Here is a 17,275-nt window from a genome sequence, read left to right as displayed (position 1 = left end):
AAGCTTGTGCAACAGTGCTGCAAAGTATGTAAACATAATGTCTTACTCGATTAATTAATACAATAATGGTTATATAGTTTATTACTTCTGTTTGTTGTGATTTGTCAGATGATGTATCAATAGTTGCTCTCAAAAAAAGTTTGTGATACCTGTGACATTTATAGCCTATTTTCTTTTATAATATAAATCATAGCGTTTGTTCTATGATATTCGCCATAAGTCGTTAGTGTGTCTAATCGTGCGATACATCATGTTATTTACCACTTATTATTAAGCTACCTATATGCCTAAAGTGTCTTCAATTACGCGTGTATTAGAGATCATAGAAAAGATATCCTATGCACCCAAACCTATCTCTCCGCTTGAGCTTTCTCAAGAGCTTGATATACCGAAACCGACGATTCATCGTTTGATTCAAAATTTGGTTGATGAAGGGTTTGTGGCTGTTGATATTGGCGGCGGTATCATTCCTGGTAAGCGAGTGCGCAACTTAAGCGTGGCATTATGGCAACAGCGTCAGTTCTTCAATGAGCGTGAAGTTATTTTGCAAAAACTGGTCGAGGATATTCAAGAAACTTGCGGTATCGGTATCCCTTATCATATGAACATGGTCTACACCAATCGCGTGACAACCACACTGCCCCTACAAATATACTTGCCCGTTGGCGCCAAGTCTCCTATGTGGTGTACGGCTACTGGCAAACTTTATTTAAGCCAGCTGTCGGCTTCAAGCCGTCGTAAAATGCTGAGTAATCTGACGTTAAATAAATTCACTAAGAACACCATCATAGATATCGATGCTTTAAACACTGAGCTTGATCGTATCGCTAAAATGGGAGTCGGCGTAGATAACGAAGAATTTATCTCAGAGATGGTGGCAGTCTCAGTACCCATCCTAGACAAAAAATCGCGGTATTTGGCCTCCTTGTATGTGCATGCGCCTACTGTACGAGTGTCTCTCGATGAGCTACTCGAACATGTACCGCGCTTACAGACAGCAGCGCAGGATATACAAGCCTTGGTTTATGAATTACAAAGTTAGCTTTTATGTCTTGCATAAAAAAGGTCTTCACTATAATGATAATGAAGACCTTTTTTGTGCGCTAATATATCGATAAGCGATATATTGTCTTAAAACGCCTAGATAGACTTAAGACAATACTGAATGATCATGATAGGCCATAATACTAGAAAAGTCTCTATCGCCATTATCGCGTGCATGCGCTTCGTAAAGCTCTGTGGCCTTAGCGCCCATCGGCGTCTCAACCTCAGTATCCTTTGCAGTTTGCATGGCAAGATTAAGATCTTTTTGCATAAGCTTGCTCATAAATCCTCCTTTATAGCCATTGCTAGAAGGAACATTTTCTAGCACTTTTGGATAAGGGTTATAGACTTCGAGCGTCCAGTTGCGCCCTGAGCTTTGCAGCATGATATCTGATAATACTTTGGGATCTAAGCCATTTTTGACCCCTAAATTGATCGCTTCTGCCGTCCCTGCCATTAGTATCCCTAGTAGCATATTGTTGCAAATTTTGGCAACTTGTCCAGCGCCATGCTCGCCTGCATGAAAAATATTTTTGCCCATGACGGCAAGTATCGGCTCAGCTTTAGCAAATCCTTCAACGCTGCCGCCAACGATAAAAGTCAAACTACCAGCGATGGCGCCGCCCGTACCGCCAGAGACCGGGGCATCCAAAAAGTCTACCCCAAGCTTACTTGCTGCCTCTGCCACCAATCTTGCGTCAGCCGCAGCGATGGTACTGCTATCGATGACCAACGTACCTTTGGGTAACTCTGCAAGCAAACCGTTGGTTCCATCTTCGCCTAGATAGACAGAATGCACGTGCTTACCAGCGGGTAGCATGCTGATGACAACTTGTGCATTGCTCGCAGCGCTCTTAGGGCTATCTGCGATGCTAGCACCTGCTTGCTCTAGACGCTGAGTGGCGTCTGCTGACAAATCATAGACTGATAGCGTATAACCAGCTTTTAACAAGTTTTCTGCCATTGGGGCGCCCATATTTCCAAGTCCAATAAAGGCAATATTTGGCTTATCAGTGTTATTGTCAGACGTAGTAGCCTTGTTTGATTCTTTATTATTCAACTCTGTATCCTTTGTACCCATCTCATCGCTCCTTGATGATTGCTTATTATTTACATATATATGCAGACAGTGCTATACATAGTTTTGCGTTTTTCAATTTATACCTGATTCTTATAATGAGTCTACAAGCTCTCATCGCACAAGCTGGCTAGCCAAGGCCTTATCACCCAACCAATCGCCCAAAGGATGCTCACCTTTAGCATAAGGATTTACAAAATGCTGATGTATGTATTCTTGTCCTTCTGTGCTGAGACAGTCTGCTAATGAGCGCGACCAGTGAGGCGTGCGGTCTTTATCAATCAATAATGCGCGTACGCCCTCTTTAAAGTCAGGATTGGCCGCACAGTGTACTGCCACATTGGTCTCTAAATACAAAACTTGTTCTATCGATAAGTCCGTAACTTTATGATAAAGCGCATAAGTCAAAGCGACGGTCACAGGACAGCCTTGACGATAAGTAGTCACTGCGCGCTGCGTCCAGCTGTCACTAGCAAAGTCTTCATCTAATTTTGCGAGTGCTTCATCGCTTTGTAGGAGCGCATCGATATCCCCCAGTCCGCCACTGTTCATCAACTGCTGGATAGGTTGCCAGTACGTCGCCAGTTTACTAGCAGGTAATTTAGCACCTGATTGCGCAGCTAATGCACGGTTAGCAATACTATGAGCGCTGTGCTGATGACATTTATCAGTGTTATCAGCTGCTGCTTGCCAATCACTCTGTTTTAAACTTTGTATGATGGCGTCATAATCACTACTGGCAACGGCATACTCTGCAAGATTGGCTAATAGTGCGTCGTTGCCATTACACATCGCACCTGTCAATCCTAAGAACAACCCTGTCTTCGCTGGCATACGTTGCAAAAACCAACTGCCAGAAGCATCAGGGAACAGTCCAATGGTGACTTCTGGCATTGCAAATCGGGTGCGCTCAGTCACCATTCGATGACTACAACCAGCCATCAGCCCCATACCACCGCCCATAATAATACCGTCACCCCAGAGTATTAATGGCTTAGAATAAAAATGCATCTGCCGATATAAGCGATATTCATGGCTAAAAAACTCAGTTGCATAAGGATTGGGTAAGGGCGCGCTGGTAGACATACTGTCATACAGCTTACGAATATCACCGCCAGCGCAGAACGCCTTATCGCCCGCTCCTTTTAAGATGAGTGCCACTACCTGATCGTCACTTTCCCACTGCTCCAGCTGGTGGGCTAGTAACTGACACATCTCAACGCTAAGCGCATTAAGAGATTTGGGTGCGTTGAGTGTCATGATGCCAATCAGATGACCACAGTCTGTCGACTCGGTCTCAAATAATACGGGCGCGTCTTGAGTACTTGTCTCTACGGCTTTTTGATTGTTAATATTATCCGTCGCTGTCATAAAATCGACCTATCAAGTTTGAAAACAAGAATATTAGAATAAAAATGGATTTATTGTGTTTATTTATTCTGCCAAGTAGGCTTGCGCTTTTCTAAGAACGCTTGCACGCCTTCGCGCTGATCTTTGGTATCGAACAACTTAACAAAAGCTTCGCGCTCATGGATAAGGTTTTGTGCAGGCGGGGTATTTCTTGCGGCTTGGATAAGCTGTTTAGAATAAGTGACGGCAACGGGTGATTGCTTAGCGACTTTTTGCGCTAATGCTTGTGCCGCTAATAAACCTCCACCTTTTGCCGTGACTTCTTCGACTAAGCCAATGCGTAATGCAGTATCGGCATCGATACGCTCACCGCACAATATCATACGCTTCGCCCAGCCTTCACCAACCAGTAAAGGCAGATTCTGCGTACCGCCCGCGCATGGCAAAAGTCCCACGCCGGTCTCTGGTAAGGCCATTTGTGCATGCGATTCTGCGATACGGATATCACAGGCCAGCGCGCACTCAAGTCCACCGCCCATTGCATAGCCGTTGATAACTGCGATACTCACACCACGATACGCTGATAGCGCTTCAAACGCTTCACCAAAAGCGATGGCCATGCTAATCGCACGACCTTTATCACCGTCTGAGAAATTATTTAAGTCCGCACCTGCTGAAAAGAATTTCTCACCATCGCCATGGATAATTAAGGCATAAACATCATCATTGGCATTGAGGTCAGTGACCAGCTGTTTGAACGCTGGCAGACTGTCCATCGTCCACGTATGGGCTGGCGGGTTATTCAGTGTTACGGTAGCAATGTGACCGTCAATTGATAACTTGAGATTGGTATAATCCGTCATAAATAATCCTTTATTTTATCTGAATTTGGTACGATTTATTGGTTAAGCGCTAGGTAAAATAGATATAGAAAACCATAGCGAACTTAAAATACCGTGATAAAAATATTGCCATAAAAAAGTTGCGTACTACGATTAACGCAACTGACTCAATGCATCATCTTGCATAAGCTGACGCGAGACAATCACCCGCATGATCTCATTGGTGCCTTCCAAAATCTGATGGACACGCAAGTCCCGTACATGGCGCTCAAGCGGGTACTCATTCAAATAGCCATAGCCACCATGTAGCTGTAAGGCTTGATTGGCAACTTCAAAACAAAGATCAGTGGAGAGGCGTTTTGCCATCGCACAGTAGGTAGAAGCTTGACCATCATTGTTATCGACTTTGTTAGCCGCTAGATAAAGCATTTGCCGCGCAGTAATCGTTTGGGTGAGCATGTCAGCAAGTTTAAACTGTACTGACTGTAAGCTGGCGATTGGGCTACCAAACTGACTACGCTCTTGTACGTAATTGGTCGCGGTCTCTAGCGCTGATTGCGCGGTACCAACGGCACAAATACCGATATTGATACGGCCGCCATCTAAGCCTTTCATCGCAATACGAAAGCCTTGGCCTTCCTCGCCGATTAAATTCTCTGCTGGCACTTTGACGTCTTTAAAGCTAATAGCACGAGTCGGCTGCGCTTTCCAGCCCATTTTATGCTCGTTTTTGCCGTATTCAATACCAGCACTGTCCGCGTCTACAACAAAAGCTGAAACCCCTTTTGGCCCAGCATCACCTGTACGCGCCATAACTACTAATACATCGGTCGAGCCTGCACCTGAGATAAAAGTTTTTTCGCCATTCAGCACATAATAGTCGCCTTGCTTATCGGCTTTGGTACGTAATGACGCTGCATCAGAACCAGCATTGGGTTCTGTTAAGCAGTAGCTGCCAAGCCACTCACCGCTGACCATTTTTGGCAAATACTTTTTACATAGTACATCGCTGCCATACTCGCCGATCATCCAACCTGCCATATTATGAATACTCATATAGGCAGCCACTGAAGTATCGCCCCATGCCAACTCTTCAAATACCATCGCAGAGTCTAAGCGCGGTAGCCCTAAGCCATCATAATCTGGATTGGTATAGAGTCCTAAAAAACCAAGCTCTCCTGACTTTTTAATCACATCAACTGGGAAATGCGAGGTACGGTCCCATTCAGCGGCATTCGACTTGAGCTCTTTTTGCGCAAACTGCCGAGCGGTTTGGCGAAAGGCGATTTGATCATCCGTTAATGAAAAGTCCATAGGGTCATCCTTGTGCATGCATTGCAAATATGGTGAATTAGGTTTTATATCGTTGTCATTCATACAGTATAACAGCGACATCGTGACAATCGTAAAACTGTGCTTAAACTATGCTTAAATAGTAAGAAACATACCAAACAAGATTAACACGACACCGCAAATACAAGGAATAAACGATTAAATTGAAATAGTAGTATTCACCCCGCGGCTTGCTTCATCGTCAAACCAGCGCGCCGTAACGGTTTTGGTTTGAGTATAGAACTGTACCGCTTGCTTACCATAAGGACCAAGATCGCCAAGCTTACTGGCACGTGAGCCTGAGAATGAGAACATCGGTAGTGGCACAGGAATCGGTAAGTTAATACCAATTTGCCCGACCTGAATATCTTGCTGGAATTTATGCGCCGCTGCGCCTGATTGGGTAAAGATAGCCGTACCGTTACCATGCGGATTGGCATTAAGCATCTCTATAGCCTCATCAAGGCTCGCTGCACGCATGATACAAAGTACAGGACCAAAGATTTCTTCTTTGTAGATTTGCATATCACTTGTGACGTTATCAAAGATAGTAGGCCCTACAAAGTTGCCTTTCTCATAGCCCTCGACAGTAATACCGCGGCCATCAAGTAATAAGCTCGCGCCTTCTTCTACCCCTGTATCAATCAAATGCTCGACGCGGGCTTTTGCAGCTGGAGAAATCAGTGGACCCAAGTCTTTATCATGCTTACCTGCTGATACTACAAGACCCTCAGCCTTGGCTTTAATATCGTCAATCCACTCACCAGCTGCACCAACCAATACCACAACAGACAGTGCCATACAGCGTTGACCAGCCGCACCAAATGCAGCACCCGCTAGCTGATTGAGGGTTTGTTCTTTATTGGCGTCAGGTAGGATAACGCCATGGTTTTTGGCACCCATCATACACTGGGCACGTTTACCAGATTTGCTGGCGCGCTCGTAGACATGCTTACCAACGGCGGTCGAGCCGACAAATGAAACCGCTTTGATATCTGGATGATCACAAATGGCATCAACCGTCGCTTTGCCGCCGTGTACCACATTTAGTACCCCTTCAGGTACGCCAGCTTCGACAGCCAGCTCTACCAAACGCATGGTCACCATCGGGTCTTGCTCGGACGGCTTTAAGATAAAAGTATTACCCGTAGCAATCGCCATTGGGAACATCCATAGCGGAATCATCGCTGGAAAGTTAAACGGTGTAATACCAGCGCAAACGCCTAGTGGCTGCCAAACACTATAAGTGTCAACGCCTGAGGCAACGTTTTCAACAAAATCACCAATCTGCAAGTTAGCAATGCCTGCTGCATGCTCGACCACTTCTAAACCACGAAACACATCTCCGCGGGCATCAGCAATGGTTTTGCCTTGTTCAGCAGTTAAGGTTTCTGCCAGCTCATCCATATGCTCACGTATCAGCTGTTGATACTTTAGAAAAATACGCGCACGCGTGGTAATTGGCGTTTTGCGCCATGTTTGAAAAGCCGTCTGGGCGGCTGCAACTGCTTGATTAATCTCATCGTCAGTGGTTTGTGGGACTTTGGCAATGACTTCTTGTGTGGCTGGATCAGTAATATCAAGCCATTCATTGGTTGTTGATTTGAGAAATTGTCCATTAATGAGTTGCTGAACATGATGCATAAGATATCCTTATCTTGTTTTTAAGACTGCTGCTAGACGCGTCTGGGATTATTAAAAGTACTAAGCTTAAAAGTATTAGGCGCAATAGTTTACTATTAACGTCGTTTTATTTTAAAATGATTTATTTTGTATCGTTATTGACTATAACAACAAATCAATTTTGGGGTCAAGTGCTTTGTTGAAATTTTGGTAACGTTAACTCTTTTCGTTGATAAATTAGTTGAGTCAATAAAAAAAGCCCATGACGACTCATGAGCTTTTATATGATTTTAAAATAGTTATTTATAACTAGCGAATACAAATTATCCTTTCATTTCAATCAATAGCCTTTCATAGACTGTTTAATGGCATCGATCGCGGTTGGATTGTCAAGCGTTGACATATCGCCAGTAGGCTTATTCTCTGCCAGTGCACGAATAGCGCGGCGTAGGATTTTGCCAGAACGAGTCTTTGGTAGGGCTTGCGGGAAATAAATCGCGGCAGGCCTTGCGATGCCACCAAGGGATTTTACTACTGCACCGATGACCTGCTGCTCAATGCGGAAACGGTTTTCGGTCGTTGCGACTTGCTCATGATCTTTTAGCACACAAAAGGCAATTGGCAACTCCCCTTTTAGCTCATCTTGTATGCCCACGACCGCACACTCAGCCATCTCTGGATGGGTGCTGATCGCCTCTTCAATCTCTTGGGTACCGATACGGTGACCGGCGACATTGATGACATCATCGGTGCGTCCTAAGATATAAAAATAGCCATCTTCGTCAGTTACCGCATAGTCTGAGGTTGAGTACTGCTTGCCATCGAATAGACCAAAGTAGCTACTCATAAAGCGCTCATCATTGCGCCATACAGTGGTGAGACAACCCGGTGGCAATGGCGCGCTAATCGCTAGCAATCCTTTCTCACCTGCACCGCACGGCTCGCCTGTCTCTTCGTTGAGGACGCGGGCATCATAGCCATACATGGGATAGCCAGGTGAGCCTTGTTTATGTGGTTTGTGATCAAACTTGGGCGTATTGCTCAAAATTGGCCAGCCAGACTCTGTTTGCCAATAATGATCTAAAATTGGCACACCTAAATGCTTGGTCAGCCAATTGGCCGTTGATTCGTCAAGGGGCTCACCTGCTAAAAAGAAAGACTTAACGCTTGAGACATCATAGCGGGTCATCCAAGTCTCGTCCTGCTTTTTGAGCATACGCACACCCGTCGGTGCGGTAAATAAGATATTGACTTTATTGGCCTCTACAATTCGCCACCAGATACCGGGGTTTGGACGATGCGGTAAGCCTTCATACATCACACTGGTCATGCCAGCCAGCAATGGCGCATAGATAGTATAAGAATGCCCAACTGCCCAGCCAATGTCCGAGATCGCCCAAAAGGTCTCGCCCGCCTTACCATCGTAGATATAGTCCATTGAGGTAGTCAGGGCAACTGCATGACCGCCCGTATCACGTTGCACGCCTTTTGGCGTACCGGTCGTCCCAGAGGTATAAAGCAGATAAGAGGGCGTATTTGACTCAAGCCACACCGGCTCCACCACAGCACCGGCTTCACAGCTGATGCGGCGCTCGGTTGCATAATCTACATCGATGTCTTGTGGTTTAAACGGCAACACTCCGCGGTTGACTACCAGTACATGCTCAGGTTTTATGCTTGCTTGTTCAACCCCCTGATTGACAAGATTTTTATAATTGACTACTTTACCACCGCGTAGGCCAGCATCGACAGTGATGACCATTTTGGCCTCAGCATCATCCATACGAATGGCGAGGTTATGCGCCGCAAAGCCACCAAACACCACCGAATGCACCGCACCGATACGAGCACAAGCAAGCATGGCATAGGCTGCCTCCAAAATCATCGGCATATAAATAACGACGCGGTCGCCCTTCTCGATACCATGACGCTGTAGCACGTCCGCGAAGTAATTGACTTCTTTATAAAGATCGTTATAGGTTAAGCGACGCTTGGTATAGTCCGTATAAAACTCAACGTTATTTCCTAAGTCCTTAAAGGCATCAACGACTGCTGGATAAGTCTCTATCAATTCTTGATTGATCTCGGATGAGAGCCAAATGAAAGCATCTTGCTCGGCTCGTTCGGGGATATGACGATCTACGCAGTTATAGCAAAGATTGGTCTCGCCGCCGACATACCACTTAGCAAACGGTAGATTACTGTCATCAAGAATTTGCTCAGGCTCTTTATGCCAGTAGATACGCTTTGCTTGCTCTGCCCAAAACTGCTCTCGATCATTGATCGAGTCACTATAAATATCAGCAAAAGTAGAATCTTGCACAGAGATATCGGTATTATTAGAGGCTTGGTTAGAATCTATATTGGTAGCTTGCTCGCTCATAATGGCTATCCTTAGCGTAAACGAAATGTGATGCAACACGACTATATATGCTATATGAAATAGCTGATGAAGTTGGAAGAGTCGCTGTATATATTATAAGTATAATATAGCAAATTTATATGACTGCTTAAGTATGGTTGCCCTGGCTTTCCCTGCCAGAAACAAAAAACCGATACCTATAAAAACAATACATAGTGTATCGGTTTGATAAGTATCGGTTTAAAATGTAGCAGAGCTAGTAATAAAGGTCAACTGTTTAGCGCATAAACTGCGATGTGATTACAGTTAATATCAATTAAACTTGTGTCTGATTGGCATACATCTCTCGCATCACTTTTTTATCATGCTTACCAACAGAGGTTTTAGGCAGCTCATCAACGAACTTAAACTCGCTTGGTACACCATATTTAGGAATAATACCTTTACTGACCGCTTGTTCTGCAACTGCAATAATATCATCAGCACTAGTGTCTTGCTTATTAGGTTTTAAGACTACTAACGCCAATGGGCGCTCTCCCCACTGCTTATCACGGACACCGATGACTGACACGTCGGCTACTGCTGGATGCAATGATAAAATGGTTTCAATCTCCAATGATGAGATCCACTCCCCACCAGATTTGATGACATCTTTGAGACGATCAGTTATTTTGATATAACCATCAGGTTTGACGTAAGCGATGTCTTGGGTATGCATGTAGCCATTTTCCCACAGCTCCTTGCCTGCGTCATTGTTTTTAAGATAGCTTTGAGTCAACCAAGGTGCCCGTAATACCAGCTCACCAGTATTTTCTGTACCGACACCTACTGGCTTATTATCTGTGCTCCAGACTTGTGCATCGACCATCAATACTGGCTTACCCGTCATGCAGCGGCGATTAATGTCTTCTTCCTCAGTCATATCAGGTTCATTGAGGCTAAAGTCAGTTAAGCTAATAAGTGGTGCGGTCTCTGACATTCCGTAACCTGTATATACTTCAATATCTTGTGCCAATGCCGACTTAGCCAAGCCTTCTGTTAACCTTGAACCACCAATGATCATTTTTAGCCCATTAAAGCTAACATCTCGATCTTGCGCCTCTTTGAGTACCATTTGTAATATCGTTGGTACGCAGTGGGTAATACTGACCTCTTCATTAATGATTAGATCTAACAAAGTATCGGGCGCATAACGTCCTGGATAAACTTGCTTTAAACCAATCATCGTGGCCGTAAACGGAAAGCCCCAGGCATGGACATGGAACATCGGTGTCATCGGCATATAGACATCACCGTAGCTGACGCCTTGCTTATTGGGCAGCATACCAAGTGACGCAGCTTCCGCTAGGCTATGTAATACCAATTGGCGATGACTAAAGAACACGCCTTTTGGATCACCTGTCGTTCCTGAAGTATAGAAGGTTGTGGCAATAGTATTTTCATCAAAATCCGGAAAGTCAAAGGTAGTGTCAGCCGCTGCTAATAACGCTTCATACTCACCTGTCACGCGACTTTGATTACCACCAAAGACACCTTCATGCGACACACCATTGTCATCTAACCAAATAATATGCTCAATACTTGAGTTTTCAAACTGATAATCTTTAACCAAAGGCGCAAATTCAGAATTGAGCATCAATACTTTAGGCTTGGCATGATTAATGGTATAAAGAATTTTTTCTGGGGACAGACGGATATTGACCGTCTGCAAAATATATTGCGACATAGGTACTGCAAAATAAGACTCAAGATAGCGATGACTATCCCAGTCCATAACCGCTACCACATCACCTGCATCGAGATTTAAATCTGCTAAGACATTGGCTAAACGGTTAATGCGGGTAAATAAATCCTTATAAGTTAAGCGCTTTTTGTCCGCATATATAATCTCTTGATCCAATGAGACGGTCTTGGCACGGTTTAGTAGTTGTTTAATAAGTAACGGAAATTCATAGGCTGATGGTGCGCTATCATAGATATTTGACATAGATGAGACTTCCTTGTTTGTCGTTATCGTGAACGTTTTATTACTATAAATAATTGAGTGCGGTCGTGTTTATACTTTTTAGAAGCAGACTACTATCTGGATAAAAGCTTACTTTATTTGAGGTATCTACTTTTTAAAAATCTGCTTTTTAGCCGATTACTTATTGATAGTAAGAAAAAACCCATACTATGTAAAGCGTGCACACGTAAGCATGACGATACTCAGCATTCGAGAATAGTAATTCCACTGCCTACCACAATATGTTAGCCAAGACTTGTTTTAAACAGTACGAGGCTCATGCAGTACGAAACTTGGTTTTAACCATACCAAAGCTTGCTATGAGTAATGCAAGAATCTGCAAGGCCAATAACAGCCATACTGTCATTGGCCATTCACCACGCGCATAAACAATACCGCATAGCCAAGCTCCTATCGTACCACCTGCATAATAGCTCATATAATATAGACCAGAAGCCAAGCTGCGCCCTTTTTTGACATTGACTGCGATGTAACTGATGGTCGCAGCTTGGGTGATAAAGACTCCGGACGACATAACAGCAAGTCCAATAACAATACCCCACAGCGGTGATACTAAGGTCAATAGCACCCCTATCATAGACACTATCACAGCAACTCGCACCGTTCGTGCTGCGCCAAACCGGCGTAATAAAGTAGTCGATAATGGGGTAATGACCACGCCTATTAGGTACACAGCAAAGATATTGGCAAGCTGTCCAGTACTTAGCTCATATGGAGTCTTGGCCAAATGCAAATTGATAAAGGTAAAGCAGCCTACCAAAGAGAACAACACACACGCGCCAAGTAAGCAAGCTGTCACTACGTAGCGATTGGTCAGATGCTCACCTAATGTTTGCATGGCTGAGCGGAAGTTTGGATTGGCCTCAAACTGGCGTGATGAAGGCAACATTTTACCTACCCATAATGCACCGACCAATGTCATCGCGGCCATCACATAATAGCCATGACGCCAGCCTATAAGCTCATGCAAATGCCCAAGCAAGAACCGTCCCAAAAAACCGCCAAGCACTGAACCTGAGACATAAAATGACATCAGCTCGGTGACTGCTCGTCCTTCAAACTCCTCACCAATATAGGCAATCGTCACTACCGTAATACCAGGTACTGACAAGCCTTGAATAAACCGCCACAGACCCATCCAGCCAATATCTGGGCTTTGGGCTATAAGCGCTGTCGGTATCGCCAAAAACAACAAAGCTCCGACGATAAAAGACTTGCGCCCTACAGCATCAGACAGCATTCCCAAAAATGGCGACATAATAGCAATCGCCATCACTGTCGCGCCAACGACCATACCTGCTTGTACTTCGGTGGCAGCGAGGTCCACCATCAGTACAGGTAAGACTGCTTGAATAGAATATACTTGCAAAAAAGCAAACATCCCAATCAAACCAACAGTTAGCTTCAACACCCAAGACGGCGGACTGGGCTGCGAAGTAGGTGGCATGACTGATGAGGGCGCTGAGACAGTTTGATTTGCGCTGTCATGTGACGTGTTATTCGTTGAGGCGTTATCTGGTATGTGATTCACAAAGTTACTGACTATGTTATACGCGCATGATATCGGCGTGGGTGGTAGGAACAGGCTATAAATATACAAAAGCCTAAACTTATAGTCATTATGACAAGCGCATCATGGTATCACACTGGCAGTTAAGCTTAAGATGCAAAATGTTATGTAATTTTGGTCCTTAAACAGGAGCAATCTTGTATTCTAAATATACCACTATTCACTATCTATCGCATTGATGAACCATTTAATACACTACGAATGATTCTATCCACTCTTAAAACACAAAAAAAGCCGCTCAAGGCGACTTACATTGCTCAGCACTTTGACTTTAGTACCCTGGAACATCTGTAACCTTGACATTGCTTTTTTTATCTAAGAGCAAGTTGACAGGCTTATTTAACGATGTCCGGACAGCTGGGGCTTTAGATTTAGCCGATGATTTATCAGCTGTTGTGCGCACATTATTAACAACCGTGCCAGATGATAATTTAATAGCAAACGTTAGGTTTCGATCATCAATAACAACATCGTTGAAAGACGAATTTCTAAGTAATAGCTCGCGACCGCTAGCAATTGCCATGGCTCTAAACTGATGGCGCGTATTTTTAAAATGAATATTACTAAATTCCTTTAATTTTCCATTAGCTTTGAGGCGTACATAAGCAGATCCAGTAGCTGTACCAGACTTAATAAAATCACAGTCTTCAAAGTACACACCCAAATCATTTGAATTGCCTATATTAGTGTCTTGAAAGATAACTTGATTGTTACCGTAACGCGTGCCAGCATTTTCAAAGACCACGTCTGTAAACTTAATGTCGCGATATTTATCATTAATATTATTGGGTTCACAGTCAAATAAATAAAGACCGCTTATCAATTTGCCTTGTTTCGATGTAAACCTATTATCAATACTAACTTTACCACGTGTAAACCTACTCCCTTGTCCTGCAACGATAGTTACGGGATTTCGTGCAGTTGATCCAATTAAGAAGTCCTGAGCCTCAAAGTCAATCTGTCCATTATATTTAAGGTAGATACCATCATAACGTGCGCCACTTGTCTTAAAGTTTCTGAGACGAGCGCCGCGCTCTTGAATGCGAATACAGTGCAGAGCTTTGGTGTTTTTGTGCGTGCCATTTCTGTTAGAGGTAAGCTCATCTCGTAAGGTTTGACCACGTATATCAAATCCATCTAGGACGAAGTTTACTCCGCCTGCCTGTACGTCAACGACAGTAGAAGGTGTTTTTGCCCGTAAAATGGTATTACCCTCACTAAATAGCTCAATATTCGGACTATCAATTACCAAACTACAAGGATAGTCGCCATTGGGGAATATAATCCGAGCACCGCCGATAGACTTAGCGTGGTCTATCGCCGCTTGCGGGGAGCGATAATCTTTAACATATATCTTTTTAAGGGTCGAGTCTGATGATGTAGGCATTTGTCTGTCTATATTCGTTTAGGTAGATGCTTTATACCAATTGCTGGTACATACTGTCAAGCACTGCTAACCAAATGTTTCGATACATACTTTTTAAATGCTCTAAAACCATTCGCTCATTGTTATAACTATACCTTGTTCTACTTTAGTTGCTTAACTGGCTTTAATTTAAACTATCTATACATTCCACATCCCTTCTATAACAGACTTTAGCAACCCTTGAGTTCATAATCTCTAAAAATAATGTAGCGACAGTTAAGCTAGCAGCTGTTTTGATAAACCATTACATCAATCTTTAAACAATAAGAGGCAATAAAGATGGCAGATAAAATTTATAATCTAGGTGCAGGATTTTGGAACATACGCGGATCTTTTCGTTTAGGCGGTGTGCTTGACATAGGTACCCAGTGCTCGCTCGTAAAGTTGGAGTCAGGCAAGTTTGTCTTTTTGGACAGCTACGAGCTGACTGGTGATGTGCGAGATCAAGTCATGGCCTTGACCAACGATGGCCAAGATGTCGAAGCTGTGTTGAATCTTCATCCTTTTCATACCGTACATTGTGAGCAGATGGCAAAAGATTTTCCGCAAGCCGAATTTTATGGTAGTCGTCGCCACCACAAACAAGTACCCCAAATACCATGGGCTGACGATTTAGTAGAGAGTGATGCAGTAGCCGAACGTTATCCGGAGCTCAAATTTTCTTTATCTCAAGGTATCTACTATATCTCCCCTAACGAAAAAATCCATGCAGGCTCGTTATTGGCTTACCATCCTGCCAGCAGAAGTTTGCATGTAGATGATACTTTTATGAGCCCACCAGCAAAGGTGCTTGAGGCGGTATTACCTGAGCTCCTCTTACATCCTACAACCAAGCAAGCGCTTAAAGATGAGCCAGACGCTGGCAAACAATATTGCGACTGGGCGACCGAGCTTGCTCATCAATGGCGCGATGCTCATAATTTCTGTGCTGCCCACTCAAGCTTGATCACATTTGAAGTTGGTGGGTTTGAAAAGGCATTATTAAAAGCGATTGAAAAAGCACGCCCTAAGCTTGAGAAGTCTTAATTTTTTAAGCTTTAACAGACATACCTTATCGTTCATTCACTTTTGAATTAACGGTAACATGGACATTTTGACTATAAAAAGGACTGTAATATGAATCGTCATTATTTAGCGACTGCTGTGCTGGCAGTAAGCGCTTTAGGTTTTTCTGCTTGTACCTCTAATCAGCAGGCTTTGACAGATCAGCCGACTGATGCCAATGTGACCGTAGTTACACCGCAAGGCAATGGTGGTGTCCATCATCATAAGTGGTCATACGAAGGTAATACAGGTCCCGAGTATTGGGGTGATGTTAAAGGCGCTGATGCCTGCAAGATTGGGAAACAGCAATCGCCCATCAACATTACAAACGTTACCGCCAGTAGCTCAGCTGCGCCTGTCATTAACTATGCTCAATCGACCAACATTCGCATTCATGACAATGGACATACAGTCGTCTATACGCCAACGACTGAAGACAATGCTATTGTATTAGACAATGAACGCTATGTTCTCAAGCAGTTTCATTACCATACCCCAAGCGAGCATCAATTTGGTAGTCAGAACTACCCAGGCGAGATCCATTTTGTGCATGCCAATAGCGAAGGCAATCTTGCTGTAGTGGGTATCATGTTGCAAATTGGTGAGGCCAATGACGCGCTACGGGTGTTACTAAACGGCACTGAGCTGACAACTCAAAACGACGATGAATACACGGCTAACGGCGTAGACTTATCTGCTTTAGCACCTGTCATGCCTACCTTCTATCATTATAGTGGTTCACTGACGACGCCGCCATGTTCAGAAGAAGTACAATGGTATGTTAGTAAAAAGCCTTTAACCCTTGCTAGTGATCAGTTTGCGATTATGTCTGATCTATACGAAGGTAATAACCGCCCTATTCAGCCACAAGGCTCGCGTAAGATAGAGCAGCTCACTCATTAATTTTAATCACTAATTGCAAATTAAATCATTTACTGTTTGGAACAGTGATACGTTCGAATGTTTAAGATTTAGGCTCAAAATCAGTAACACTAAATCGCTGGTTTTGAGCTTTTTTATTGATTTTATGAAAATAAAAATTGCTTCAACTCATCCTTATTATCAATAACATCTGCCAAGGTGTATTTTTCGAGAACGGTAATAAATGCCGTTAGTGCCTCAAAAAACACGCCTTTAAGCTGACACGCTGGCGTAATCACACAACCGATGGGTTTGCTGCCTTCTTCGCTGATAAAAGTAATCGGTAATCCTTCTGCACGAGGCTTTTGTTTATCACTATCTCCGGTTGTAGCAAAGCACTCAACCAAATCAAAGTCAGGCTCTATTTGTTTGATCAATACACCCAAATTGATGTCTTTTGGCGCATAAGCCAACCGAATACCACCATTTTTGCCGCGCACACTTTCTATATAACCTAGCTGACCCAATTGATGAATGATCTTGGTCAAATGGCTTTTAGAAATATGATAGCTGCTGGCAATATCGCTAATATTTGCTAGCGTCTCAGGTTCTGGTCTCACTGCTAAGTAAATTAACGAGCGCAGTGCATAATCACTATAGTTGGTCAGTCGCATGTATTTGCGCTCCTATTTAATTAAAATTGCTTAAAAATTTATC

General features: G+C 43.7%; 13 protein-coding genes. 3 read left to right on the top strand and 10 right to left on the bottom strand.

The window, feature by feature from the left end; translation table 11 throughout:
• The first annotated feature begins 283 nt into the window (after positions 1–283).
• Positions 284–1,042, top strand: a complete 759-nt coding sequence (locus tag ACTXGH_RS08055; protein WP_299220082.1) for an IclR family transcriptional regulator — start codon at positions 284–286, stop codon at positions 1,040–1,042.
• A gap of 108 nt (positions 1,043–1,150) precedes the next feature.
• On the opposite strand, the gene mmsB is transcribed toward ACTXGH_RS08055, so the two are convergent.
• From mmsB to ACTXGH_RS08010, 9 genes are all read right to left on the bottom strand, one after another.
• The gene (gene mmsB / locus ACTXGH_RS08050) at positions 1,151–2,125 is read right to left on the bottom strand and encodes a 3-hydroxyisobutyrate dehydrogenase (RefSeq protein ID WP_439261583.1); all 975 of its coding nucleotides are present in this window, start codon (positions 2,123–2,125) and stop codon (positions 1,151–1,153) included.
• Between the two features lie 111 nt (positions 2,126–2,236).
• A complete protein-coding gene (locus ACTXGH_RS08045; protein WP_439296301.1) occupies positions 2,237–3,493 on the bottom strand; it encodes an enoyl-CoA hydratase/isomerase family protein in 1,257 nt (418 codons plus the stop codon).
• A gap of 59 nt (positions 3,494–3,552) precedes the next feature.
• Positions 3,553–4,335 (bottom strand): enoyl-CoA hydratase, encoded by a 783-nt coding sequence (locus ACTXGH_RS08040; RefSeq protein WP_439296302.1) that lies wholly within the window; start codon positions 4,333–4,335, stop codon positions 3,553–3,555.
• A 132-nt stretch (positions 4,336–4,467) separates the two neighbouring features.
• Positions 4,468–5,628 (bottom strand): acyl-CoA dehydrogenase family protein, encoded by a 1,161-nt coding sequence (locus ACTXGH_RS08035; RefSeq protein ID WP_439296303.1) that lies wholly within the window; start codon positions 5,626–5,628, stop codon positions 4,468–4,470.
• Between the two features lie 177 nt (positions 5,629–5,805).
• Complete coding sequence (locus ACTXGH_RS08030; RefSeq protein ID WP_439296304.1) at positions 5,806–7,290, bottom strand: CoA-acylating methylmalonate-semialdehyde dehydrogenase; 1,485 nt, start codon at positions 7,288–7,290, stop codon at positions 5,806–5,808.
• A gap of 319 nt (positions 7,291–7,609) precedes the next feature.
• A complete protein-coding gene (locus ACTXGH_RS08025) occupies positions 7,610–9,652 on the bottom strand; it encodes a propionate--CoA ligase (RefSeq protein WP_439296305.1) in 2,043 nt (680 codons plus the stop codon).
• Positions 9,653–9,947: 295 nt separating this feature from the next.
• A complete protein-coding gene (locus tag ACTXGH_RS08020) occupies positions 9,948–11,618 on the bottom strand; it encodes a fatty acid--CoA ligase (protein ID WP_439296306.1) in 1,671 nt (556 codons plus the stop codon).
• 295 nt (positions 11,619–11,913) lie between these two features.
• Positions 11,914–13,104 carry an MFS transporter gene (locus tag ACTXGH_RS08015; protein ID WP_439296339.1) on the bottom strand — a complete coding sequence of 397 codons (1,191 nt, stop codon included), beginning with the start codon at positions 13,102–13,104 and terminating at the stop codon, positions 11,914–11,916.
• A gap of 394 nt (positions 13,105–13,498) precedes the next feature.
• Positions 13,499–14,614: a hypothetical protein gene (locus tag ACTXGH_RS08010; RefSeq protein ID WP_439296307.1), complete on the bottom strand. Its 1,116-nt coding sequence runs from the start codon at positions 14,612–14,614 to the stop codon at positions 13,499–13,501.
• A gap of 318 nt (positions 14,615–14,932) precedes the next feature.
• Between ACTXGH_RS08010 and ACTXGH_RS08005 the strand changes: the two genes are divergently transcribed.
• Together ACTXGH_RS08005 and ACTXGH_RS08000 are read left to right on the top strand one after the other, a co-directional pair.
• Positions 14,933–15,679, top strand: a complete 747-nt coding sequence (locus ACTXGH_RS08005; protein WP_439296308.1) for a hypothetical protein — start codon at positions 14,933–14,935, stop codon at positions 15,677–15,679.
• Positions 15,680–15,769: 90 nt separating this feature from the next.
• Positions 15,770–16,600, top strand: coding sequence for a carbonic anhydrase (locus ACTXGH_RS08000; protein WP_439296309.1), 831 nt, complete (start codon positions 15,770–15,772; stop codon positions 16,598–16,600).
• A gap of 122 nt (positions 16,601–16,722) precedes the next feature.
• On the opposite strand, the gene ACTXGH_RS07995 is transcribed toward ACTXGH_RS08000, so the two are convergent.
• Complete coding sequence (locus tag ACTXGH_RS07995; protein WP_439296310.1) at positions 16,723–17,232, bottom strand: Rrf2 family transcriptional regulator; 510 nt, start codon at positions 17,230–17,232, stop codon at positions 16,723–16,725.
• Positions 17,233–17,275: the final 43 nt, after the last annotated feature.

Source organism: Psychrobacter sp. 1Y10 (assembly GCF_052259005.1).
GTDB lineage: Bacteria > Pseudomonadota > Gammaproteobacteria > Pseudomonadales > Moraxellaceae > Psychrobacter > Psychrobacter saeujeotis.
Note: the sequence above shows the minus strand (reverse complement) of the source record. Positions and strands in the feature narration are given on the sequence as shown.